The 24,139-nt window shown below is 42.8% G+C and carries 22 protein-coding genes, 7 tRNA genes and 2 pseudogenes; 7 read left to right on the top strand and 24 right to left on the bottom strand.

What is annotated here, in order from left to right:
• The first annotated feature begins 80 nt into the window (after positions 1-80).
• Entirely contained in the window at positions 81-398 is a 318-nt protein-coding gene (locus F6K46_RS27075) for a hypothetical protein (protein ID WP_293055737.1), read from the top strand.
• A 106-nt stretch (positions 399-504) separates the two neighbouring features.
• On the opposite strand, the gene F6K46_RS27070 is transcribed toward F6K46_RS27075, so the two are convergent.
• The 3 genes and pseudogenes from F6K46_RS27070 to F6K46_RS27060 all read right to left on the bottom strand — a co-directional run bounded on the left by F6K46_RS27070 (position 505) and on the right by F6K46_RS27060 (position 3,180).
• Complete coding sequence (locus tag F6K46_RS27070; protein WP_366664728.1) at positions 505-2,298, bottom strand: COR domain-containing protein; 1,794 nt, start codon at positions 2,296-2,298, stop codon at positions 505-507.
• Between the two features lie 93 nt (positions 2,299-2,391).
• A pseudogene (locus F6K46_RS40280) lies at positions 2,392-2,754 on the bottom strand (leucine-rich repeat domain-containing protein); the annotation flags it as partial.
• 27 nt (positions 2,755-2,781) lie between these two features.
• Positions 2,782-3,180, bottom strand: a complete 399-nt coding sequence (locus tag F6K46_RS27060; protein ID WP_293055740.1) for a leucine-rich repeat domain-containing protein — start codon at positions 3,178-3,180, stop codon at positions 2,782-2,784.
• 290 nt (positions 3,181-3,470) lie between these two features.
• Between F6K46_RS27060 and F6K46_RS27055 the strand changes: the two genes are divergently transcribed.
• Positions 3,471-3,722 (top strand): UPF0175 family protein, encoded by a 252-nt coding sequence (locus F6K46_RS27055; protein ID WP_293055743.1) that lies wholly within the window; start codon positions 3,471-3,473, stop codon positions 3,720-3,722.
• Here the strand turns inward: F6K46_RS27055 and F6K46_RS27050 are convergent.
• Together F6K46_RS27050 and F6K46_RS27045 are read right to left on the bottom strand one after the other, a co-directional pair.
• Positions 3,696-3,995, bottom strand: a complete 300-nt coding sequence (locus F6K46_RS27050; protein WP_293055746.1) for a hypothetical protein — start codon at positions 3,993-3,995, stop codon at positions 3,696-3,698. The two genes, F6K46_RS27055 and F6K46_RS27050, sit on opposite strands and share 27 nt — an antisense overlap.
• An 86-nt stretch (positions 3,996-4,081) precedes the next feature.
• A complete protein-coding gene (locus F6K46_RS27045; protein ID WP_293044590.1) occupies positions 4,082-4,306 on the bottom strand; it encodes a hypothetical protein in 225 nt (74 codons plus the stop codon).
• A 67-nt stretch (positions 4,307-4,373) separates the two neighbouring features.
• Here F6K46_RS27045 and F6K46_RS27040 point away from each other — a divergent pair, with 67 nt between their 5' ends.
• Complete coding sequence (locus F6K46_RS27040; RefSeq protein WP_293055749.1) at positions 4,374-4,538, top strand: hypothetical protein; 165 nt, start codon at positions 4,374-4,376, stop codon at positions 4,536-4,538.
• Here F6K46_RS27040 and urtE read toward each other — a convergent pair.
• The 6 genes and pseudogenes from urtE to urtA all read right to left on the bottom strand — a co-directional run bounded on the left by urtE (position 4,517) and on the right by urtA (position 11,293).
• The gene (gene urtE, locus F6K46_RS27035; RefSeq protein ID WP_293044592.1) at positions 4,517-5,218 is read right to left on the bottom strand and encodes an urea ABC transporter ATP-binding subunit UrtE; all 702 of its coding nucleotides are present in this window, start codon (positions 5,216-5,218) and stop codon (positions 4,517-4,519) included. The two genes, F6K46_RS27040 and urtE, sit on opposite strands and share 22 nt — an antisense overlap.
• Before the next feature lie 694 nt (positions 5,219-5,912).
• Positions 5,913-6,650 (bottom strand): annotated as a pseudogene (gene urtD / locus F6K46_RS40275) (urea ABC transporter ATP-binding protein UrtD); the annotation flags it as partial.
• Positions 6,631-6,780, bottom strand: a complete 150-nt coding sequence (locus F6K46_RS27025; RefSeq protein ID WP_293055755.1) for a hypothetical protein — start codon at positions 6,778-6,780, stop codon at positions 6,631-6,633. The gene F6K46_RS27025 and the pseudogene urtD, both read right to left, overlap by 20 nt.
• Before the next feature lie 522 nt (positions 6,781-7,302).
• Positions 7,303-8,469, bottom strand: coding sequence for an urea ABC transporter permease subunit UrtC (gene urtC, locus F6K46_RS27020; protein WP_293055758.1), 1,167 nt, complete (start codon positions 8,467-8,469; stop codon positions 7,303-7,305).
• Between the two features lie 167 nt (positions 8,470-8,636).
• Positions 8,637-9,806 (bottom strand): branched-chain amino acid ABC transporter permease, encoded by a 1,170-nt coding sequence (locus F6K46_RS27015; RefSeq protein WP_293055761.1) that lies wholly within the window; start codon positions 9,804-9,806, stop codon positions 8,637-8,639.
• A gap of 194 nt (positions 9,807-10,000) precedes the next feature.
• A complete protein-coding gene (gene urtA, locus F6K46_RS27010) occupies positions 10,001-11,293 on the bottom strand; it encodes an urea ABC transporter substrate-binding protein (RefSeq protein ID WP_293023549.1) in 1,293 nt (430 codons plus the stop codon).
• A gap of 512 nt (positions 11,294-11,805) precedes the next feature.
• Between urtA and F6K46_RS27005 the strand changes: the two genes are divergently transcribed.
• From F6K46_RS27005 to F6K46_RS26995, 3 genes are all read left to right on the top strand, one after another.
• On the top strand, positions 11,806-13,563 hold the full coding sequence (locus tag F6K46_RS27005) for an ATP-binding protein (protein WP_293055764.1): 1,758 nt from the start codon (positions 11,806-11,808) through the stop codon (positions 13,561-13,563).
• Between the two features lie 244 nt (positions 13,564-13,807).
• The gene (locus F6K46_RS27000) at positions 13,808-15,424 is read left to right on the top strand and encodes an iron uptake porin (RefSeq protein ID WP_293055767.1); all 1,617 of its coding nucleotides are present in this window, start codon (positions 13,808-13,810) and stop codon (positions 15,422-15,424) included.
• A gap of 238 nt (positions 15,425-15,662) precedes the next feature.
• Positions 15,663-15,839: a hypothetical protein gene (locus F6K46_RS26995; RefSeq protein ID WP_158069535.1), complete on the top strand. Its 177-nt coding sequence runs from the start codon at positions 15,663-15,665 to the stop codon at positions 15,837-15,839.
• Positions 15,840-16,206: 367 nt separating this feature from the next.
• Here the strand turns inward: F6K46_RS26995 and F6K46_RS26990 are convergent, their stop codons facing one another.
• The gene (locus tag F6K46_RS26990) at positions 16,207-16,524 is read right to left on the bottom strand and encodes a hypothetical protein (RefSeq protein ID WP_293117537.1); all 318 of its coding nucleotides are present in this window, start codon (positions 16,522-16,524) and stop codon (positions 16,207-16,209) included.
• An 83-nt stretch (positions 16,525-16,607) separates the two neighbouring features.
• A complete protein-coding gene (locus F6K46_RS26985; RefSeq protein ID WP_293055770.1) occupies positions 16,608-18,029 on the bottom strand; it encodes a GTP-binding protein in 1,422 nt (473 codons plus the stop codon).
• A 249-nt stretch (positions 18,030-18,278) separates the two neighbouring features.
• Here F6K46_RS26985 and F6K46_RS26980 point away from each other — a divergent pair, with 249 nt between their 5' ends.
• Positions 18,279-19,280, top strand: coding sequence for a PAS domain S-box protein (locus F6K46_RS26980; protein ID WP_293055772.1), 1,002 nt, complete (start codon positions 18,279-18,281; stop codon positions 19,278-19,280).
• A 123-nt stretch (positions 19,281-19,403) separates the two neighbouring features.
• On the opposite strand, the gene F6K46_RS26975 is transcribed toward F6K46_RS26980, so the two are convergent.
• The 11 genes from F6K46_RS26975 to F6K46_RS26925 form a co-directional block, all read right to left on the bottom strand.
• Positions 19,404-19,823, bottom strand: a complete 420-nt coding sequence (locus tag F6K46_RS26975; RefSeq protein WP_293055774.1) for a hypothetical protein — start codon at positions 19,821-19,823, stop codon at positions 19,404-19,406.
• Between the two features lie 23 nt (positions 19,824-19,846).
• On the bottom strand, positions 19,847-20,131 hold the full coding sequence (locus F6K46_RS26970) for a hypothetical protein (protein ID WP_293055776.1): 285 nt from the start codon (positions 20,129-20,131) through the stop codon (positions 19,847-19,849).
• 70 nt (positions 20,132-20,201) lie between these two features.
• Positions 20,202-20,290, bottom strand: a tRNA-Ser gene (locus tag F6K46_RS26965).
• An 83-nt stretch (positions 20,291-20,373) separates the two neighbouring features.
• Positions 20,374-20,447, bottom strand: a tRNA-His gene (locus F6K46_RS26960).
• A 224-nt stretch (positions 20,448-20,671) separates the two neighbouring features.
• Positions 20,672-21,172, bottom strand: a complete 501-nt coding sequence (locus tag F6K46_RS26955; RefSeq protein ID WP_293055778.1) for an NADAR family protein — start codon at positions 21,170-21,172, stop codon at positions 20,672-20,674.
• A gap of 465 nt (positions 21,173-21,637) precedes the next feature.
• A tRNA-Gln gene (locus F6K46_RS26950) sits at positions 21,638-21,707 on the bottom strand.
• A 54-nt stretch (positions 21,708-21,761) separates the two neighbouring features.
• Positions 21,762-22,397 (bottom strand): hypothetical protein, encoded by a 636-nt coding sequence (locus tag F6K46_RS26945; protein ID WP_293055781.1) that lies wholly within the window; start codon positions 22,395-22,397, stop codon positions 21,762-21,764.
• A gap of 432 nt (positions 22,398-22,829) precedes the next feature.
• Positions 22,830-22,906 (bottom strand) — tRNA-Met (locus tag F6K46_RS26940).
• A 2-nt stretch (positions 22,907-22,908) separates the two neighbouring features.
• Positions 22,909-22,982 (bottom strand) — tRNA-Leu (locus F6K46_RS26935).
• 533 nt (positions 22,983-23,515) lie between these two features.
• Positions 23,516-23,589: transfer RNA gene (locus F6K46_RS26930), tRNA-Pro, on the bottom strand.
• 4 nt (positions 23,590-23,593) lie between these two features.
• A tRNA-Leu gene (locus F6K46_RS26925) sits at positions 23,594-23,667 on the bottom strand.
• Positions 23,668-24,139 lie beyond the last annotated feature (472 nt).

Raw genomic sequence — 24,139 nt, 5'->3', positions numbered from 1 at the left:
CGAGCCACCGGAAAACCTTGATCCATTATGGATCGGTGTTGGTTGTGTCATTAAAGTCTCTCGCAGTGGAACTCGTGGTAATGAACCATTCAAAAGCATTAGTTATTATCTTTCTTCAAAATCTCCGATTGGCTCGTCGTTTGGTCGATGGCATTCGTTCGCGTAGCGTGGCCTTAGGCCTTGGACATTGGCTGATTGAAAATTCTCTTCATTGGGTCAAAGATGTCATTTACGAGGAAGATATTAGTCCCCAAAGATCAGGATTTGCTCCAAAAAACTTATCTTTGCTCAAAACCTGGGTTTTAACCCTTATTCGAGCACATGGCTTTGACTCGATTAAGGCCGCAATCAGTGAAATGAGCCATAATCTGAAGTATATCCTCAGTTTTTGTACTTAAGAGTAATTATCTCCGATTCTCTTCTATTTTATTGATAATGAAACAGCCCTGCCCTTTTTTAAGGGGGATAATGGGGGATCTCCGAGTTTTAAGACACACCCTACGATTAATCTACTTGCTCTTCTTGTGTTCCTGGATCTGGACTAAACCATTCTATTACCTTGTCATTAAGAAGTCCGCTAAACAGCCAAGCTCCTAATCCTACAAATAAAGTCGCTATTATGCCGTACAGAGCAAGTTGATTTGAGAGATTCCATTTCTCCTCTGTGGGTGACTCATTGACGGTAGCTTGGATAGTATTGTTGTTAGACTCTCTACCTCCTGCTCCTATTACCGTACTTCCGTCCCCAACCTTGAATTCGTTTTTTTCAGACATAGTTTTACTCCCTGTCGCTTCAATATTATTATTAATAATAATAGATCTATCAGCTTTGTTTGGCTGTCGGATATCTGGTTGTTGATCTTTATTGAGCGGCTTGAAACCTATATTATAATCATCAATTAAACTTGATACTATAACTGTATTATAGGGAGGACTACCACATTCAATCGTATTCTTACCATAAGCAATCCGCTCTCTTAATTTATCAAATTCATAGAAATCAGGAGTTTGACTGTTTTTACAACTAGAACAATTACAGGGGATTAACTTACTACACCTCAATCGGTTATAAGAATCATGGATCTGATCTAGTTCGTAAGTAACAGTAGTCAACAAGTCTCGTTTATGTCTACCAGTAACTCTAATTTTAATTTCTCGCTGTTCGTAATATTCAATTACTTCTGCTTTCGTGTTATCTTTGTTTAAGATAACACCACTTCTCCACACATGTTGCTGCTGGTCAATCCAGTTATGCATGACCACAATAAACCGAGTTATAATACCTTTGGGCATGAATTCATAGGTATAGCGGAGAATTAGATTGTCAGATTCATCCCAATCATACTCAGGCTGATTTAACGTTAGTAGTTGTGGCGCGATGTAGCTATCTTTACTCCCAGGGATTAGATAGCAAAGTTGAAACTTGATCATCAATTGTAGCAGTTCATCCTGCATATAAGCATAGTTTTCTTCAGACCAAATTTTTTCTAAATCAGCGCGGTTAAAGCAACCTAGATTGCGAATAACGTCATCGTTATCCAGCACTTTATATACAGCATAAGTACCCCATTCCGGTTTGAGAATCACCGTTTTCTTTAATAGAGGGTCATCTTGAAAATGCAAACACACTCCCAAATCGTGTAGGTACCCGCTTAACTGTAATTTATCCTTGTATAAAGTAAACCCATTGTTTGAGCAGATGTTTAGATATTCCTCCAGACTGATGTGATTACGGCTATCTTCTTCTAAAGCTTCTCTGACTTGTTTCCATGTTCTAGGTAAAGCTGCTTCCTTGATGTGGGGGAGGTTGCTAATATAAAATTTAATTTGGGTAAGAAGCTTCTTTAAACCTCGGTTAGTCGCTAGGTTAGTTGTTAGGGTTTCTTTCAAGTTGGTAAACTGTCCCCGTAAGGCGCGTTCGTTTATTTCTCTATGACGATCTTGTTTCTCATTATTGATAATTAAGAGAGGACTGTTGTCGCTTAAGAGTTCTACTATATTAAGCCAGTAGTGGAAGTCTGTGTCTTCTTTCCTGGTATCTGCTATTAGGGTGTAAAGAGAACGTTTGGTCAGGAAGAATTGATGGGTGGCGTGATAAATTTCTTGTCCCCCAAAGTCCCAGATATTAACCCGAAAGTCTCGACCGTTATCCAGTGGAAATGTCCATTGGATAATGTCAATCCCTTCTGTATATTTTTCGTTTTCCTGTAGTTGATAGTCTGGGTTTTCTATCTTTTTTGCTAGTGTTGTTTTTCCAGCACCTGCTTCACCGACAATGAGGAGTTTTGCTTCATAGATATAATCTTTTCCTTCTTTCAGTTGTCGGAAATAATCTCTGATTGCTTCAATACCATTTTCTGCAATTTCTATTGGTGGAGTTTCAAGTGGATTTTCGCTTAAATCAAGCTGAGTTAAGTTGGTAAGCTTGGTGAGGGATTCTGGGACTTTTTTTAATTGATTTTTAGCCAAATCAAGCTGGGTTAAGTTGGTAAGCTTGGTGAGGGATTCTGGGACTTTTTTTAATTGATTTCTGCCCAAAATAAGCTTGGTTAATTTAGTTAGATTTCCGATGAATTCTGGGACTGTTGTTAATTGATTAAAGCTTAAATAAAGCTCGGTTAAATTAGTTAGATTTCCGATGGATTTTGGGACTGTTGTTAATTGATTAAAGCTTAAATAAAGCTCGGTTAAATTAGTTAAATTACCGATGAATTCTGGGACTGTTTTTAATTGATTTTTGTATAAATGAAACTGGGTTAAGTTGGTAAGCTTGGTGAGGGATTATGGGACTGTTTTTAATTGATTAAAGCTTAAATAAAGTTCGGTTAAATTAGTTCGATTTCCGATGAATTCTGGGACTGTTGTTAATTGATTATCGCTTAAATCAAGCTCGGTTAAATTAGTTAGCTTTCCGATGAATTCTGGGACTGTTGTTAATTGATTTCCGCTTAAATCAAGCTGGGTTAAATTGGTAAGCTTGGTGAGGGATTCTGGGACTGTTGTTAATTGATTTCCGCTTAAAATCAATACTTCCAACTGTGATAAATTAGAAACTTCAGTTAGGATTTCAGTTAACTGGTCACCATCGTAAGAAAAAAAATCACGGCTTAAATTTAACTGTTTAAGCTGCTTCTCTTTTGCTTCTCTTATTTTCTTAACAAAATGTTCTGGTACAGCCATTTTTATTCAATTATAGCGGTTTTAAATTAGGTGAGGTACATTTTTTTGAGGGAGCAGGGAGTAGGGAGCAGGGAGCAGGTAAAAGGCAAGAGGCAAGAGGCAAGAGGGAAAAAATCCTTTGTACCTCATTAAACTAAAAACTGCTATACTTATCAAGTTCGTAGGGTGCGTTAGGGACGGGGGAGCCATGATTGTAGTGTTAGGATAATCCCTCCCGTAACGCACCATCTGGTCAAACGGCAAAAATGAGATGCACCCTTTCAAGAATACCAAATTTTAGCACATAACTAATGTCAGAAGTCACAATTAACTTACCTGAAGAGGTTTTTAGTGCCCGTCGCCTTCCCCCAGAAGAATTTGTGCAGGAAATGCGGCTTGCTGCTGCTATCTACTGGTATCAAAAGCGGGAAATCTCCATGGAAAAAGCAGCCTCCGTCGCAGGGTTAAACCGTAGGGACTTTCTGGCCGCCCTAGCCCGGGAACAAATTGATGTCTTTGCTGTTGACTTTAACGATCTAGAGCGCGAGATGAACCGTGGCTGAACTTCCTGCTACCAGCACCTGCTCACAGATAAAAAAGTTATAATTTGGGCGTTGCGTCAGTCTTTGAATGAATAGGAGTAGAGTGGGCATCCTGCCCGCCCGAAAATAAGGAGGAAACTGGCAAGATGCCAGTTCTACACAAGATGCCAGTTCTACACAAGATGCCAGTTCCACGCCTGATGCCCATTCCACAGCAAGATGCCTATTCCACCTCACTCTTAAAATCATTCCATTATTAAGCAACGCCATAATTTGAGTCGAGTAGTAACTCATTAAAACGGGATTTATCTGTAGAGTAATGCTGAGAACAAAATGTTGGTATCAACTATAACTGCTTGGTTTTGTCCGATCACAATTTACTACTTATCAAGTTTAGACTTAACCTTAGACCAAACGGTAGAGTCAATCTCATCAGCTAATTCAGCCGCTACCTCTTCTGTGAGTTGACTGCGCTGGCTGATTGACTTGAATTCAAGATAGTTGAGGAGTTGGGTCAGTTGCTGATAATCAATTGCTGTCTTATCAATCTTGATGATGATCGTTTGGTCATCAACACTAAGATTGTAATAAGGATTGTTAGACATAAGTTATAAGTCAATACACTAGTATTGTAATATATTCTATATAATATCTATAGCTGTTTTTGCCCTAATGAGGTACACATTTTTTTCCCTGTTCCCTCTTCCCCTCCTGGGAGGGGTTAGGGGTGGTTTACTCTTCCCTGTTCCCTGTTCCCTGTTCCCTAAAACCAGAAACTCTGTACCTCACCAAATTAAAAACCGCTATGTAACGATTCAAACCGCTAAGAATTGCTGAATCACATCCTGACTCAGTTCACTAGTCGCCCCGGATGCCACAATGCCACCCTTCTGCATGGCATAGTAGCGGTCAGCTTGTCGGACAAAATGTAGATGCTGCTCCACCAAGAGCACAGAAATCCCAGTGGTTTTAATAATCCGGCGCACAGCCGCTTCAATTTCCAAAATAATCGACGGTTGAATCCCTTCGGTGGGTTCGTCTAACACTAATAACTGAGGACGTCCCATTAATGCCCGTGCGATCGCTAATTGTTGCTGTTGTCCACCACTCAAGTCACCACCCATCCGGGACAACATTGATTTTAAGACTGGAAACAGCTCAAAGATAGTGTCTAGGATGTCGTCTTCAGCCTTTCTACCCCCTCGACGTGCTTCTAAACCCAGCAACAAATTCTCTTTCACCGTTACCCGAGGGATAATCTCCCGCCCTTGGGGAACATAGCCAATTCCTAATCTGGCTCGTTTATCGGTAGATAGTTTAGTCAGGGGTTGACCAGCAAAGGTAATGGTGCCAGTGCGGGGTTTCAGTAATCCCATAATCGTTTTGAGTAGAGTAGTTTTGCCCACACCATTCCGTCCAATCAGGCAAACCATTTGTCCTGCTGGTACATTCAAATCTACATTTCTGAGAATGTGGCTTTCACCGTAGTAGACATTTAAATTGGAAATTTGCAACATAAGAGTGTTTTAGAATTTAGAATTTAGAATCGGGAATCGGGAATCGGGAATCGGGAATCGGGAATCGGGAATCGGGAATCGGGAATCGGGAATCGGGAATCGGGAATCGCAAAAATCCTGATATATTGCATTAACTCTTGCCTCTTGCCTTCCCCTCCTGGGAGGGGTTAGGGGTGGGTTCCTCTTGCCTATTGCCTGCTCCCTGCTCCCTGCTCCCTGCTCCCTGCTCCCTGCTCCCTAAAACCTAGATATTTGTACCTCACAAGTCGTAAAATTGCTATATAACCTTTACCCTTTACCCTTCTCCTACTTCTGCTTCCAAGCTTTTTACGACTTCTGCTGGCAGATCTAATAGCTTCACTAAGTTTCGGTAAGCCGCTGCTTCAGCATCGTTAATCTTTGGTTCGGTAGGTGTACGGGAACTTGATTTAATCACTTCATAAGCCAGCTTTAGGATGAGTTTTCGTTCTTCAATACTTTCTATTTCAGTAGTCAACTCTTCGATGGAAACATTAAGTGCTAAATAATTCTGTAACTCTTGTTGTAATTCTTGCTGTTGTTCTGCATCTGTAGCAAACACTTGGCTAAAGCGAGATATCATCACATCAATTTCTTCTGGTGCCAGATCACCATCAGACCAAGCCATAGCAGACACAATCCGTAGCATTTTCATTTGCTCTGCTGTAATCGATGGCTTTTCTCCTAAATACACTTCAATCACCCTGGGGTCATTTTGGACTTGATCCATTGTGCCTTCACACAACACTGATCCCTGATGTAACACAGTTACTTTACGAGCAATCTGGCGCACGAATTCCATATCGTGTTCAATCACAATAATGGAATGACTCTTAGCTAGAGCTAACAGCAAATCTCCGACATTTTCTGTTTCTTCATCGGTTAAACCAGCAACGGGTTCATCTACTAGTAATAAATCCGGAGCCTGAGCCACTAACATCCCAATCTCTAACCGCTGTTTTTCCCCATGGGAGAGTAACTCTGCCAGTAAATTCGCTTTTTCCACTAACCCAATGGTTTGCAGCAAACCCGCTACTGTCCGTTTTTCCCCCGGTAATGTACGTCCAAACAGGGTGGAAAACACATTTTTATCACGATTGCAGGCTAAATCTAAGTTTTCCCGAACAGTTAGATTTAGGTAGACTCGTGGTGTCTGAAATTTTCGACCAATCCCGAAGCGAGAGATTTGGTGTTCCGATAAGCCTCGCAAATCCCTTCCTTTAAACAACACCCGTCCCTCCGTGGGCTGTACTTTCCCAGTCACTACATCCAGAAACGTAGTTTTACCAGCACCATTAGGACCAATCATCACTCGCAATTCCCCAGCATCCATACTAAAGTTAAACTGGTTAATTGCTTTGAAGCCGTCAAAACTTACAGTTAAGTTATCAATTTCAAGAATTTTCGAGTTCATTGTTTTTAGGGAATAGGGAATAGGGAATCGGGAATCGGGAATCGGGAATCGGGAATCGGGAATCGGGAATCGGGAATCGGGAATCGGGAATCGGGAATCGGGAATCGGGAAAAAATCCTGTGTACATCATTGTCTTGATGCAATCGCGAATGAGGGAAATAACTAATGAATAATAACTAAGCTGTTGTCCATTTAAATTGGATATTATTCAGTTATATAGCGTTTATAGGATTTATGAGGTACGCTTCTCAACCTCAAAGTCCCCCTTGATAAGGGGGATTTAGGGGGATCCCTTTGTACCTTATGGCATAGAGAGAGGTACGCTTCTCAACCTCAAAGTCCCCCTTGATAAGGGGGATTTAGGGGGATCCCTTTGTAGCTCATGGCATAGACAGAGGTACGCTTATCAACCTCAAAGTCCCCCTTGATAAGGGGGATTTAGGGGGATCCCTTTGTAGCTCATGGCATAGACAGAGGTACGCTTATCAACCTCAAAGTCCCCCTTGATAAGGGGGATTTAGGGGGATCCCTTTGTACCTCATGGCATAGAGAATTGCTATAAAACAAACCCTATCCCCCTGCTCCCTGTTCCCTGTTCCCTGCTCCCTGCTCCCTGCTCCCTGCTCCCTTGTTCTCATAACCATGCAATGGATTAACGACCAACCTCTTCTTTTTCCCGTTGGACTACTGGGTCTTTTTCTAGGCTGGGATAAGTTGTTATCACTGGTTTTTCGGCACCAAAAAGCGATCGCATTTGTTCAATTCCCTCGTCTCGCAACCAGCCGACAATACCATTAGGCAGTACTGTCACTACAATTAGGAACAGCGCGCCCTGGAAAAATAGCCAAACTTCGGGAAATTGCTCACTCAACAAGGTTTGACCTAGTCTGACTAATAAAGTACCCAGAATTGCTCCCACTAGAGTTGCTCGTCCTCCCACAGCCACCCAAATCACCATCTCAATGGAAAACGCTACTTCCATATAGCTGGGGGTAACAATCCCTGATTGTACGGTATAAAGCGCCCCAGCCACTCCAGCGATTCCCCCAGAAACCGCAAATACCAGGACTTTGAATCCGGTAGGATCGTAGCCAGAGAAACGCACCCGATTCTCATCATCCCGTATGGCAATTAACAACCGACCAAAACGTCCACTGGTTAACCAACGGCACAATAAGTAGATCAGAACCACACACAGGATACTAATTTCGTAGAAAGCTAACTGAGCTTGTTTAGAACTTACTAACATTCCAAACAGGGTTTCTGTATCAGTTTTCAACCCATTAGTACCATTAATTAGCTTTTGCTGCCCATTGAAAAAATTGAATAAAACCAGCAGTGCGGCTTGGGTCAAAATCGAGAAATAAACCCCTTTAATCCGGTTACGAAATACCAGATAACCCAGCAATCCTGCCACGATACTGGGAATTAAAACAATAGCAATTAGGGTGAAAGGAAACGAATAAAATGGCTGCCAGAAGAATGGGAGTTCTTTCACTCCATAGAGGGTGAAGAATTCCGGTATTTCTCCTTCTGGTAATTGCAGTTTGAGGTGCATAGCAAAAGCATAGCCCCCCAACGCAAAAAATATACCATGTCCTAGACTCAGCAGTCCGGTATACCCCCAAATCAGGTCAATCCCAATCGCGACAATAGATAATGACAAAAAACGCCCCAACAGCTTGAGGCGAAAATCCGGCAAAATTGCTGGCATTAATAACGCGAAAACTAGAGCAATTGCTACGATTGCTACTATTTCTATGATTAACTTTCGTCGCCGCTGCTTTTTAATGGCTTGTGTTCTAGATACATACGTCATAATTTATGAAAATAGCAACTATAGCAGTTCTCAATTTAGTGAGGTACTTTAGCAAAGGGAGTAGGGAGTAGGGAGTAGGGAGTAGGGAGTAGGGAGTAGGGAGTAGGGAGTAGGGAGTAGGGAATCGGGGCAATACAATTGACTGTACCTCATAAGTACGAGAAACGCTATAATTCTGCCGTGCGTCCTTTTTGTGGGAATATTCCTGAAGGTCTCACTTGTAAAAAGGTAATAATTAAAGCGAAGACCATAACTTTTGCCATACTGGTGGTCGCAAAGAAGGTAAAGAAGTCCGTTACCGGTTTCAGGAACTCTACTGGCATCAACATAAAGGCTATGCTTCCCGAACCAATCAGATAGGTCAGTGTACCAATTGCTAGGGCGGCTATTATGCTTCCCAGTAAGTTTCCGACACCGCCAACCACCACCACCATAAAAGTATCGACGATATAATTTTGACCAGTATTGGGACCGACAGAACCTAGTAATGTAATCGCACAACCTGCTACACCAGCTAAACCAGAACCTAGGGCAAATGTTAAGGCATCTACCGTTTCTGTAGGGATACCTAAGCAAGCACTCATACTGCGATTTTGGGTAACAGCTCGAATCCGTAATCCCCAACTGGAGCGATTTAAGAACCAGTAGGTTCCCAATAGACAAATAATCGTCAAAATAATGATAAAGATCCGGGCATAGGGCAATTGGAAGTTACCAATCGGAAATCCCCCTTGAAGCCATGCTGGTGGAGTCACGTCTACATTTCTGGCACTAAACCAAGGTCGAGTAATTCCCCGTTGACCCGTTTGTCCTAACAACACCCCAGTTACGATGGCAATTCCTAGAGATAAGAATACCATCAAAGCGATCGCCCAATTGCGAATTCTCTGCCAATCTAAACGACGGCTTAGAACCCACCTTGACCCAAAAAACAGCAGGCAAAATACCCCAATCCCAATCACCAATACCCAATTTACACTGCGGACAAACTGCCGCAATATCAAACTTACCCCCCAAGTAGCGAGAAGGGTTTCCAACGGTCGCCCATATAGATAACGAATGACCCCCCTCTCTAATACCAGTCCTACCAACGCTGCCACCAGAAAAGCTATGGGCAGGGCAAAAAATATATAGACATTAAACAACGAATCGCCCAAAAAGGCTTTAAAGGTATTTTGGACAACATAAGTTGTATAAGCGCCCAACATCATTAACTCGCCGTGAGCAAGATTAATCACGCCCATCAGTCCAAATACAACCGCTAGTCCTAGGGCAGCAATCAGTAGCACGGAGCCAATACTAATCCCGTTAAAAATTCCTTCTAAAAGTGGCAGCACAATTTAATAATTAACTATGAATTATGAAGGATGAATTATGAATGGTTAATTATGCAGGATGAATTATGAATGGTGAAAACTACTTTATTTTTATGTTTTTGAAGTTTACATTAAGCACTCAACACTCAACTAACAAAACTCGATTTTAAATGCTAAGTAGTTTACTTCATAGGTCATAATTCATCCTTGATCACTTATGCTTTCTCCTTTTTGTACTTTCCTCCCTTATTGGGATCAGTCCAGTCACACCCATACCCTTTCGTTTCCGCTACATATTGATTCCAGGGGATGGGAGAAACTGGTTTAGGAGTGGATGAGACAATTTTGAACTGACCATCGGCTTGGATTTCACCAATGCGCACTGTCTTGGAAATGTGATGATTCGGATACATCTCTACTGGTCCTTCTGGTGCGCCAAATTTTTGACCGATAGCAGCTTTGCGCACAGGCTCTAGGTCAGTAGTTCCAGCTTGCTCTACCGCCTGCTTCCATAGGTAAACCATAATGTAAGCGGCTTCCATGGGGTCGTTGGTTACCCGGTCTTCGCCATACTCGGCTTTGAAGGCTTCCACAAACTGCTTATTATCGAGGCTATCGACAGATTGGAAGTAGTTCCAGGCGGCGTACTGACCAATTAGAAATTCTGGACCGATCTGCCGGACTTCCTCTTCTGCAATACTCACCGACATCGTGGGATATTTATCTGGAGTGAGTCCAGCACCCTTGAGTTGTTTGAAGAAAGCGACGTTACTATCCCCGTTGAGACTGTTAAAGATTACGCCACCATCTGGTAGTGCGGCTTTAATCTTAGAAATGATCGGGGTAACTTCTGTATTACCAAGGGGAAGGTAATCCTCGCCCACGGTCTCTCCACCCAGAGCTTTGAGTTGCTCCTTAATAATTGTGTTAGCGGTGCGAGGGAAAACATAATCCGAGCCCACTAAGAAAAACTTTTTGCCCTTGTTTTCCAGCAACCACTCTACCGCTGGCTCAATCTGCTGATTTGGTGCAGCACCTGTGTAGAAAATATTCTTGGAACATTCCTGCCCTTCGTACTGCACAGGATACCACAGCATATGGTCTTTGGATTCAAACACTGGTAGCACAGCCTTACGACTAGCCGATGTCCAGCAACCAAAAATAGTAACGACTTGATCCTTATCAATCAGTTTGGCCGCTTTCTCAGCAAAGGTTGGCCAGTCAGACGCACCATCTTCAACAATAGGCTCAATTTTCTTGCCTAATACTCCCCCAGCTTCATTAATCTCCTTGATAGCAAGCTTTTCAGCTTCTACCACAGTAGTCTCACTAATTGCCATGGTGCCAGTCAGGGAGTGGAGAATACCCACTTTGATTGTATCTTCCCCACCAGCACTAGCCTCTGAAGGACCCGAGCTGTCTTCAGCGCAAGCCTTCAACAGAAGACTGGTTCCCAATGCCGCCGAGCTATAAAGCAGAAATTTACGTCGTCCTAATCCACTTACCATACTTTCGTACCATCCTCTACCAAATTTGGCTGTAGCCTCATTGAAAAAATTGCGAAGCTAGGGTGTGATGTTAGACCTAGAATGGCAAGTAAACTGTTAATTAGGATACAAAAAACCTAAACTTTCGATCAGTTCATGAAAGATTGACATTTTTTAACATTTTTTAACATTTTTTTGGATCAGATCTACCCATGGTGAGCATTATCTATTCACATTCTGTTAATAAACTCTTTACAGTCTGGATAAGCAAAACCTTATTTACAAAAGCAAGAGAGAGCAAGCGAAGCCAGTATCTGTTACTATGGTTAAATAACCTGGAAAAAAGCATAGTTTTGCCTAAAAATAGCATGTTAAAGTCATTAGGCATCATCTATTCATGTTTTATTGCTAAACTTATCAACTTACGGTTGTATTGTAGGCTGTTGTCTTGTAAGTCACTGTACAGATTGACCATTAGGTGTATTAATAAACACGCTTCGACTCATGGGCTAACATTTGGCGAGATTTAAGCTTTGTCAGGGGAGAATTTCCAAGGATATCAGACTGGATGTCAGCCTAACTCACGGGCATCCAGAATCAGCTTGATCAATCAATTCCTAACCAGTGCAAGCATTAGGCAGAAAGTTTTTGTTGGCTATGCACTCTCCATTGGTTTGGCAATTTTGGGAACAACCACTGGATTAGGGATTGGCCAGCATTACCAAAAGGCAGCACTGGCTGAACTAACTCGTTCCCAAAAACAAGAACATCTCCTGAAAAATTTACAAATCGCGATTTTAGACCTACGTTCCTATCCCTACTTAGGTGCGCTTGCTGTTCCCATGGAAGACCTACAGCTGGTTCAAGACAAAATTGACCAAACTCAGCAACTGCTGTTGGAAGCGGAAGGGTTTGTCAGAGAGTTTGATACTTGTTCTAAAACGAATACCAATCAGTTACTGGATTTAGTGAAGACCTACAGGATCATTATTGATTCCTACAAGACTCTGATTCAATCCCTGTTGTCGGAAATCGAGTCTGGAAACTTACCCTTAGGTGCGCTTAAACTTGCCCAAAAGCAACTGTTGGAACAGAACAATCCTGAATTAACCACTGCCCTAGAAGGCTTTTTTGAGAAGTCAGACCAGCTGATTAGAGCAGCTCAAGTCAAACAGAAGCAAGCCTTGAGTGCCCTTAAGCGTGCTGAGCAGTGCTGCAATGGGATCATCTACAGCAGTATGATCGCCTCAGTTGCGATCGCAATCCTATTAGCTATTCATACCAGTAATGCGATCGCACAGCGACTCAAAAGCCTGACTGAGATCACCGAACAGGTCAAACAGGAGTCTAACTTCACCCTGCAAGCACCAGTCACGACCCGAGATGAAGTGGGTGTCTTAGCCACTTCTCTCAATCAGCTGATTCACGGTATGGCTGACTACACCCAGGAACTCCAGCAAACGGAAATCCAGCTGATTCAAAACGAAAAAATGTCCAGTTTGGGTACTATGGTGGCTGGTATTGCCCATGAAATGAACAATCCCATCAACTTTATCTACGGCAATCTGTTCTTTGCCAGTGATTATATTGAGGATTTACTCTCTCTGGTGGAACTCTATCAGCAGTATTATCCCAACCCTGACCCAGAGATTCAAAATCAGCTCGAAGAGATTGATCTGGAATTTTTGGCCCAAGACTTGCCTAAAATCATCGCTTCCATGAAAGGGGGAGCTGAGCGCATTCGTGAAATTGTGCTTTCGATGAGGAATTTTTCCCGATTGGATGAAGCCGAGATGAAACCAGTTAACATCCATGAAGGAATTGACAATACTCTGGTTCTGTTCAGCAACCGCCTCAATCCAGGGATTGAGGTGATCAAGCAGTATGGGGATTTACCTTTGGTGGATTGCTACCCAGCTCAACTGAATCAGGTATTTATGAATATCTTGGCAAATGCCCTTGATGCCATAGAAAAGGATGCTACAGAACACAAGGCTATAGAACACAACAGTCTTGAATGTTGCCCATCCCCAGTCTTCACCATTCGGATTCAAACCGAGCTAGTTGACCAAAACTGGGTAGTTATCCGAATCGCTGACAATGGCCCTGGGATTCCCGCAGCAATTAAAGACCGGATATTTGACCCATTTTTCACTACCAAAGATCCAGGCCAGGGAACTGGCTTGGGACTCGCCATTAGCTACCAAATTATTACCCAGCATCGGGGTAAAATTGAGGTGGTTTCAGAACCAGCTCAGGGAGCCGAGTTTGTCATTAGTTTGCCCAGATAAAATCTGACCTAACCCATTAGCTGATAGCTGACGGCTGTTCGCGCAGCGTGCGCGTAGCGCATATGCTTACAAGTAAAGAATTCCTATTACTTATAGGGTTTGCTGGGCAGTTGTACCTAAGTCCTGACAGCGTACCATCAACAGTCAACTATATAAGTAATCTTTTGTATCAAAGACTACAAACACCTGGTCAGAGCTTTGTTACTTTCATCCATTAGACTGATGACAGGTGTGAGTGAGCACAATGAATAAACAATTACGCTCGATGTTACTGATGAGTCCATTGATGTTGGTATCCCAATGGGCAGCATCTGAGGGAGCGATCGCACAAGAGGTTTCAGAAATCATTGATTCAGTAAACCGGTCGCAAATGCCTGCACAATCAAAGCAGGTGTCGGTTGATAAACTCATCAAACAGAGTAAACAAGAGTCAGCTTCCATGGGTCAAGTCACCAGTGTTTCCCAACTGCGTGATGTATCTCCTGGAGACTGGGCTTATGAAGCGCTACGGAGTTTAGTAGAGCGCTACGGTTGTATTGCAGGATACCCCAATCGCACGTTTCGTGGGAATCGCGCCACAACCCGGTATGAATTTGCCGCTGGTTTAAATGCTTGCTTGAACCAAATTGAGCGTTTAATTGCTGCGTCTACCGCTGATTTTATCACTCGTGAAGACTTAGAAACCCTGCAACGGCTGATTCAGGAGTTTGAATCAGAATTGGCTACTCTCGGTGCACGAGTCGATAACTTAGAAGGACGGGTGGCATTTTTAGAAGACCATCAGTTTTCTACCACCACCAAGCTAGAAGGGGAAGTGGTCTTCTCTATTGCCAACGCCTTTGGTGAAGACAGTGACAACCAAGTCGTGTTCCAAGACCGGGTACGTTTAGCGTTTGTCTCCAGTTTCACCGGTAAAGATGCGCTCTACACCCGTCTGGATGCCGGTAATGCAGCTACCTTTGATGGCACAGACCAAGGTGCCTTTACTTACAGCTTTGACAGCGGCAACGATCTGGGTATTGGTTGGCTAGCCTACTACTTCCCGATTGGGGATAATATTGATGTTTATCTGCCAGCTGCCTTTCCCCTTTGGCAAGATTTCGTCCCCACCGTCAGCCCCTACCTGGATGACTTCACTGGCGCTAGCGGTGTTCTTTCCAGCTATGCTGAATCTAGCCCCATCTATAAAATTGGTTTAGGCGCAGGTGGTGGACTAGGCATCAACTTTAGCCTCGCCGATGCGGTAGTATTGAGTGCAGGTTACTTTGGTGGCAATTCCTTTGACCCCTCTGAAGGTCAGGGTTTATTCAATGGTGAGTTTTCTGCCTTAGGTCAGCTGACATTTTCCCCTAGCGACAGCTTCCAGTTAGCCTTCACCTACGTTCGTGCCTACTTCAATGACTTTGATGATGGCAACGCTATCTTTGATACAGGTGTCGGAACTGAAAACGCCAGGGCACCCTTTGGTGAGGGAGGAGATGTAACGGCCAACACTAACTCCTACGGCGTAGAAGCCTCTTTTCGATTCTCTCCCAATTTAGTAATTAATGCCTATGGTGGCTACACCGATGCTGAACAAGCTTCTGGTGGCAATGGTGATGCTGAGATTTGGTACTACGGTCTAGGACTAGCATTACCAGACTTTGGCAAAGAAGGTAACTTACTTGGTATAATCGCTGGTTCTGAGCCTTATGTTGGTGGTGATGATGATACCGCCATTCATGTTGAAGGCTTCTACAAGTATCAGGTAAATGATAATATCTCGATTACTCCCGGATTAATCTGGATTGCTGCTCCCTTTGGAGACAGTGATAACGAGGATGTCGTGATTGGTGCTTTGAGAACTACATTCAAATTCTAAGACCTAATCCCAAGTCCGGTTAATTACTTCTAATACTGTAGAGCCCATGGCTGTGACTTGAAAATTGAAAATTGAAAATTGAAAATTGAAAATGATCAACTTTCAAGTCACGAAAAGCCAAGACTTATAAGAAGTTAACCGGGCTCCCTATCAGCACATTATTGGTAAGCATATGCGCTACGCGCATATGCTTACAACGTGACTATTTCTTTGATTCCATTGATCACGAAGGGGTCAGATGGCAGGACAAGGAAAAGGTATCCAGCCTGGTGATTACCTGATTCTGCGGCATCGCTCTAATAATTTTCGCTATCCCATTGATATCGACGTTAACAACTCTCCTGAAAAGTACCAATTATTTTCCCTTACCCAAAAACATCCTACAACAGGCTGTGTCAGAATAGTCATTGATTGAACTAAAGACTGATATAGATTTTGATGACTTTGAGGAAATGGTTGGCTATAGTATAGGATAAAACTATAAAATCTATTTTCAAAAAAACTTTTATAACAAACTGAACAAAGAATTGATATCTATGAACTAGGAGTTTTATTGATTAAATTCAAATATCAATCTTATTTGAAATCCAAAAATTAACAAAACAAAAAACTATCAAATTTGTTACCGGTAAAATGTAGGTTGATCTATATGGCAATATTACCAAATTTTATCGAGAATTATTAGTTACAAATTTTCAAATAGGAATGACCTGGAAAAACCGCCTATTATTTGGTTTACCTGCCATTAAATCTGCCATTACTCTTATGGTAAAATCTAAGATTCATGGTTCATAGTTCATTGCAACAGTACTAATGAAAACTAATGAACCATGGAGAATTAACCATAGATAATTATCCAGCCCATAACCCCCATAAAAATCGGTTTGGAACACTGACCGATGGTCTAGCTCAAGACATAGACAAGTTTCACGTCTGAGGGTGACAAATTGACAGGCTGTTGAGAGTCTGGTGGTGTCAGGTTTGCAATTAGGTGAAGCAATAAAGTGAGCATGGCGGCTTGAATTAGTCTTTTGAACATGGGTCTTCTCCTGAATCGCGATGGGCTGGCAGTGATTTTTCTCTGTTGAATATCTACACATGCCCAATCTACGACTCCGGTAAAAAACTTGCCAGGTGTAAAATTTAGGTAAAATTAGGGAAAAGGTTAAGGAATTAAGTTTTATCACTCTCCTAGCTGTCTTTCCAATTCTTGCCGCAGACGAAAAACAATAGTGTCTGGCTCCACCCGGTCTAGAATTTCTTTAATGACGGTACTTGCTCCTAGTGGTCCGAAAGAGCAACCTTGTTCGAGATAAACCTGTGCCGCTTGACCAACAGCATAAGCCCCATAACCCGCAATTCCAGCTTGGGTAATTGCTGCCCCAGCAAAGGCACCCAAGCCACTCGGACCGATAACTACTGATGCACTCTTACCTACACCAAAAAGCACACTGGTACCCAGTTCACCTAGCAGTAAGCCTCCAGAACTGATCAAAATCTTTTGCCATAGCTTACCTGCTTCATAGCTAGTCATGGGTAGACCATACAGCCGCGCTAGAGAACGAATCATCACCAAGTCAGTCACAGTACCTCCTAACACATCTAAAATTCCAATCGGATTGAGGGCGACTGCTAGTGCTTTGTACTTGGCAAACTGCCAGATTAAGTCTTCTGCTTCCGTTTTGTGTAACTCAATGGCTTTTTTGGCAATAATATTTTGAGCATTGCGGGCTTGAAATAGAGCGTTGAGGGCTAAAAGTGATCGCCCTTCTCGGTTAAGTAGACTGAAAATTTTCTGTTTAAGCTGATCCACATTCGGAGGTGGAGTTTCCCATTCATAGGTCACTCTACCATCAGGCCACTCCACCCGTACTTCCATAGAAGCTGGTTCTGCTGCCACTAGAACAATCTCATCCGCTGACAACATCTTTTGTAAACGCCGATCCTTGGGACTACCGGTACCCAGTTGTTGCAACTGTTGATAAATTGCCTCCCGGTCTTGTTCTGGATAGAGGTCAATTTTGTTAAATACCAATATTAGAGGCTTTTGGCTTTGCCGCAGTTCACAAAGAGCTTGATATTCAGTGCGAGTGATATCACCAGCCACCACAAATAAAATTAAATCGGCTTGGGATACCACCTCCCGCGCCATCTGCGCCTTGACTTCCCCATGGATTTCGTCCAATCCTGGCGTATCAATCAACTCCAAGAGGACTTCACTGTCGGACCTAGGTGTCCACTGTACTGACTTCGGCCATTGAGTGACACCGTGAATCGGACCAGTTTTAAGAATTTTTTCTCCCAGCAATGCATTAATTACTGCTGACTTACCACGACTAACCAAACCAAAAGCGGCAATGCGAATCAATCCTTGGTCAAGTTTGTCTAGGCTAGACTGCAAAACCTCTAATTCAGTTTGCAGCAAGGCTTGCATTTCCACATTAGCAGGATTCCCCTGGGACCGATGAAAATTGCTGTACCAGGACAAGGCTTGCTGTAAACTGGCACGAGTGCGGTTGAAGAGATTTTTCTGCTGGTTGTTGGTGCCATAGGATGTCTGATTACCAGCAGCTGGTTTAGATTGGGAAGATCGAGGATAACTCAAGGTTAAATAGGGCAAGACGAGTTACAGTTACTATTTTTACCTAACCGTTGATGAGAAAATACCTATTATCCGATACCAATTACCTGATACCAAGTTGCAGTCAAAGAATAAACAAAAAGGAATTGGGAAGAGCGGAAATTTCCCCCAAGTCCTCCTGACCCCATAGGTAAATTAAACATCAGAAACGCAACTTGCTATAAGCCTGTAGACTAATGTGGGATTGGCGCAGGCTGATTGATGGAGGTAAATATGAGTGATCTGAATAAATCTAAACAACAGCTGATTCAGGAAGTGAAAGCACTGCGCCGACAAGTGGATCAACTTAAAGCTACACGAATCGTCTTCAGTGCTCAACATCAGCTATTTAAAACCTATGCCACCATGATGCAAACCGCCTCTGGCTCCCTGATGCTGAGAGCTTTGTTACAAGATATACTCCACGTTGCTGGTCGGCTCACTAAGGCAGAGGATAGTAGCCTGTTTTTACTCAATGCTGATGGTGTGGTCACTGAGAGTATTCTAGCTCGCGGTGCAACCCTCCCACGATATAAAAAGCAGATCATTGGTCAGGTTCTAGACCAAGGTTTAGCTGGTTGGGTTAGCCGCCATCGCGAAGTTGGGCTGATCACTGATACTATGGATGATGACCGCTGGCTTACCTTACCTAATCAGCCCTATCAAGTACGCTCAGTATTAGCTGTTCCTATTCTCAGGGGCAAGAGGTTATTAGGCATTATCACCCTAATGCATTCCCAGGCGGGACACTTTGGTGGTAAATCTGCCCGTTTAATGGAAATGACTGCTGAGTCCATGGCTTTGATCTTAGAGAATGCTCAACTCCACAGTCAACAACAACAGCTAGGGCAACAGTCTCCTCAGAACTATCCAGTTTTATCCCCAACAAATAAGCTCACTGAGAGTTCAGATAATTTCTCTTCCCTGGGAATTTACATAATTTATAGTAAAGGCAATTTTCTCTATGTTAATCCCAAAATGGCAGAAATTTTTGGCTATTCCTTTGGTGAACTTATTTCTCTGCAATCCTTACTACAAGTAGTGGCTGAAGACAAGCGTAAATTTGTGGATGAGCGAATAACTAATTGTCTTCAGGGTCAGGGTAAAAATCTCTACTTTACCTTTCCTGGTCAGTGTAAAGATGGCAGCAAGATTGACGTAGAAATTTATGGATCCCGAACTAAATTATACGGTAAGTTAGTTATCATTGGAGCTTTGCGAAGACTTAATAAATAATTTAAGGGTTTAGGCTCTATTTTATCAGCTATAGTGTGTTGGATATACTGATACTATTGCCGTGATTTATAATCACCGCCAGGTTTTAAAAATTAGGTTTTATAAAAATTATTGATAGTGTGTCTAATTCTTCGATAGTTTACGGCTGATTCGCTTAATATTTATGGAACGGCTAGCAATGATAGCTTTACCTTTACCGATTTGTCCAAATACTTTGCCAGAGAAAAGATTACTGAGGGCTGGACGTTGGTAAACTACAAAATCATCTAGCTTTGATGTTTCCTCAAACCCCATTTCGGTCAGAGCATCCTGGAGAGCAACTGTAAAAACTTTCTTACTCTTGAATTCTAGGGATACTGTAACGGTTCGATTGAAGTAGGTACCTAATAAACCACCGATTAAGCCAAAAATTACACCAACACTATAGGGCATCCCTGTCACCAGACTTAGCCTCAAAACTTGGGAGGAAAAGACAGTGGTAATTAGGGTTGTGCAGGTGAAGTAGTACAAAAATGTTATTAATAAACCAGGACCAAGCTGCATAGAAATTTATTTTGATGTTATAACTATACATTTGCCATTAGTTTAAGACATTTTGAATCTGTTTCAACTGTTTTTTCCTTTAGCGATCGCTTGAGCTGCCCATCTCGATCTTCCCAGAGAGGTAAATCTCGGTCTCTATCCAGGGATGGATGATAAAATTCCTGGGGTAGTGCCAGGACTAACATACCTTCGTCTAGCTGATCAACTGCTTCACAGGAGTTGATCAAGTTAGCGTTCGCGTAGCGTGGCCATAGGCCAATCGCTTTTAGCGGAAGCTTTGCTTCATCGCGTGTAGAAGGGAAATCCACCAGGGAGGTACTGCCCCTCCTACCACTGCGTTATCAGCACAGTGCCTCGCTTTTCGGCTTCTGGTGGCTAGAGGAAGATGGAGGAATCGAACCCCTACAACATCACTGCCGTACCACGGTTTTCAAGACCGATTGCCGTCCACTCGGCGGCATCTTCCTTAAGGTGCGCTTTCCGTGATGGCGAACGCGCCCCGCGTGACCTACGGTCAAGGGATTGCTCGCCATCACGGGTCGCACCTAAGGGTGTCTGACGGGACTTGAACCCGTTATGACTGGTTCCACAAACCAGCGCCGCGACCACTTTGGCTTCAGACACCACGTTGTTTAAAACAATACAAATTCCTAATTATTAGACTTCGCGGCAGTTGTCGGGAACAGGGAACAGGGAATAGGGAACAGTGGACAAGAATTGACGCAAACAGTATCATAAAAATACTTTTGCAAGATTGTTCATAACATCAAAACTTTTTGGATCTCTTTCCTACTACTCCCTGCTCCCTGCTCCCTGCTCCCTTTTTCTATAAATCCTCTGTTCACAACTCAAAGAAAAATGCTATCGTTAGCATCAAGTTGCTTGTCACGCAATATTGCCCTGACTGTCATTAAAATCTCTCCTAGTTTGTTTTTACCACTACCATCAGCACCACAACCCCAGTAATAATCTATGGGTGAATTCTCAACAATTAGCTGATCACCTGTAGCAAGTAGTAACTGACGAAGATCACCATGGGTTTCAAATTTTCGTAACACTCCTCGCTGCATAATCTCATCTTTGACTTTTTCCCAATCATCACGAAGAGGATGAGAGCGATTGGCCGTAGGCCACGCTACGCGATCGCGTCCCATTTTTGCTGCTTCCTTTGGTGTTTTTGCCTCACGGATTTTGTCATACCAAGAGGAATCAGTGGTCACAAATTTTTGGGCTTGGAAGAAATGCTCACTAGTCGCCCACCACAATTCATCTAGCTCAAAGCCATGTCGGGAGAAGTTGGAAAAACAACCATAGGGTTTTTGGCGAGTACCGTAAAAATAAATTGTCATATAGTATTTTTATTTCAATTGTGAATATACTCCCTTAAGGAAAGGCAAGAGGCAAGAGGCAAGAGGCAAGAGACAAGATTTAATCAAGTATAGAAAGATTTTGGGTAATATAAAAAACGATATTTTTTTTATAATTGATTTATTCTTGCTATAATCGTTGCTGACTAATGAGACTAGCAAATTTGCGTTGCTGAATTAAGTAATGATATCAAGTATAGTTGGGTTAGTTCCCGATTCCCGATTCCCGATTCCCGATTCCCGATTCCCGATTGATACCCATTGTTTAAAAAGGTGAGAATGCTGACCACTCAGCCAGGTGGAAACCTCAAGGTTTTATGGAACCTACAACCATAGTCCCTGGATTTTATCGATGGTTGACTTTTATGGTTTGAAAGTTGATAAGCTAAGGTTTGATGATTGAGGTTTAAGGGTTAAATTTTAACCTTTGACCTTTAAATTTATCCGAAGATGGAGTCGGATTTGAACCAACACTTCATGAACCAAAATCATGTGCCCTACCATGAGCTATCCATCTTACTTAAAAACCATAAATTTAGAGATTTTCGAGTGACCAGCACCTATCACTATTTTAATCGGGAATTTCGATCATTGTCCTGGCATTGCTAATAGAGAGTACTCGATCAACTGTTGACTTGAACTGTTCAATAAAGGTCTGTCGTCTCTCAAGTTCTTCAGCCAGGTTAGTAGGATCCAGTAGTTCAACCCCTTCTCTAGCTAGAAAGCTATCTGCCAAGGATTGATACTTCTGTGAACCAACCGATGCATTCTGCCCCAACACTTCCAGAGCTAGTTTATCAAGTCTGTCTTTGACTCGTGCTTGTGCCGTCTTATAGTGATTCAGGGTTTTAGTATATGCTAACTGCATAGTACCGATAACTGCTTCATAATACCTGATAAACATCTTCATCTCAATCGCTTCTGCCACAGTCATCTCTTGGTCAGCAATCGTAACCATTGTAGAAGCATTGGATAAGACAATTACTCTCTTGATCGTCCGCCTTCTGGCAATCAAGGCATCCACTTTTTGCAAAGCCGCTTTAGCTTTTATCTCATAATCTTCTCTTGATTTGAAGCCTGTTGGCACTTGACCGACTTCAACCACAGAAATTAAGGTGTTGTTGTCCAAAGCTGCTCTGGCTGAGTCAATGCGCTTTTGCAGCAAGGTTAACTCTGCTAGAGCATCTGTGACAGTCATAGTTGTCATTTTACCCTCCTTATCTCTTCATTTGTATCTCCTAGCTAATCACTTGTAAACCCTGCTGTTAGTTAACTTATAAAGTAGTTTTATTTTATAGGTAAACATAGTATTGATATAAAAAGGGAACAGGGAACAGGGAACAGGGAACAGTAGTAAAGAGCTCTTTTTTTGAAATTATGAACAATTAGCAAGATTGTTCAGGTTCTCTTGATAACTATTAAAATCAGGAAAATCGTTACTTTTTATTGGTTGTTTGTTACTTGAAAAATTTAAATTTACGAACTCCTTTCAATGATAAGTATTCAAGCAGAGATGATAAGCTGATGTGCATTTAAATTGGTTATTCCCCGTTCCCTATTCCCTGTTCCCTGTTCCCTTTGAACAATTTAGGTATCCCAATCTAAATGCTGAACAGCTTATGACATCATGCCTGCAAATTGGTGGCAGGGGTGAGAGTTGCACTCACTGATTTCCAGGGTATGAACCTGGCGAGCCTACTCTTGCTCCATCCCTGCGATACCCCTGACTGGATTTGAACCAGTAACACCTAGGTTCTAAGCCTAGAGCCTCTGCCAATTGGGCTACAGGGGTTTGGATCCGAGGGGCAGAATTTCCGCTTATGACCAATTCACTGTTGGTCAACTGGACTAAACCAAACTGCGCCACATCTGGATAATTGCTACTCCCGACAGGATTTGAACAAAAATGAGCGACGCATTCCCCCACCACGAGAACGCAGGTGGGGTTCAAGGAGCGGCAAATTGCGATATAATTTATCTATCTTGAGCGGTACGGCAAAGGGCAGAACAAGATTCTGAGCAACCTGGAGGCACGACCTCTTAACGAAAGGAAAATCAAGCCTGTAAATCCTTTGTAGTCGGTTTATACACGTCAGACTCTAGGTAAAAGTTCCTAAACATAAGCCCTATAGCGGAAACGACTTGGGGGAACAATCCAGCAAAAGTCCTGGTTGTTCGGCGAGAATGCCGCCTGTCGCGAGGGATAAGTGCCCTTGTAATCAAGACGGATACCCACACCTCGCTTAGCAGGTGGGGGAAGCATTCATCCTGCAAGACACTCGTTCTGGGGGAGTGATGTCTACCAATTCCATCACAGGGGTAAAGTCGGGGTGACAGGATTTGAACCTGCGACATCTTGCTCCCAAAGCAAGCGCGCTACCAAACTGCGCCACACCCCGTTAGTACTCCTGGTGGGAGTCGAACCCACAACTGACCGTTTTTAAAACGGTCGCCTCTGCCAATTGGGCTACAGGAGCATAATTTGATACCAAGTTGCTATCAAAAGTCATTTGGGTTGAAGGTTAAAGGTTGTTTGGTTGTTCGCGTAGCGTGGCCTATTGGCCAAGGTTGTTCGCCTTTGGCGTCCGAAGTAGCCTAGGTTGTTTGGTTGAAGCTTACAACCGGTTAACCTACCCTACGGGAACGCCAAAGGCGAACAACCGATTAACCTTTAACCGGTTAACCTTCAACCAGTTAACTTTCAACCGGTTAACCTACCCTACGGGAACGCCAAAGGCGAACAACCGGTTAACCTTCAACCGGTTAACCTACCCTACGGGAACGCCAAAGGCGAACAACCGGTTAACTTTCAACAATAGAATGCCTAGCAATCAGAACCCTAAAAATAGGGATAATACAGTATTTAACCGTACAAATCGGACATAGACATTTTACTAGCGCTATGGTATAAGTCAATTAAGACAAAGACCCTGTAACTATGCCCAGAAA

Source organism: Moorena sp. SIO3E8, assembly GCF_010692445.1.
In the GTDB taxonomy this organism is placed as follows: domain Bacteria; phylum Cyanobacteriota; class Cyanobacteriia; order Cyanobacteriales; family Coleofasciculaceae; genus Moorena; species Moorena bouillonii.
Note: the sequence above shows the minus strand (reverse complement) of the source record. Positions and strands in the feature narration are given on the sequence as shown.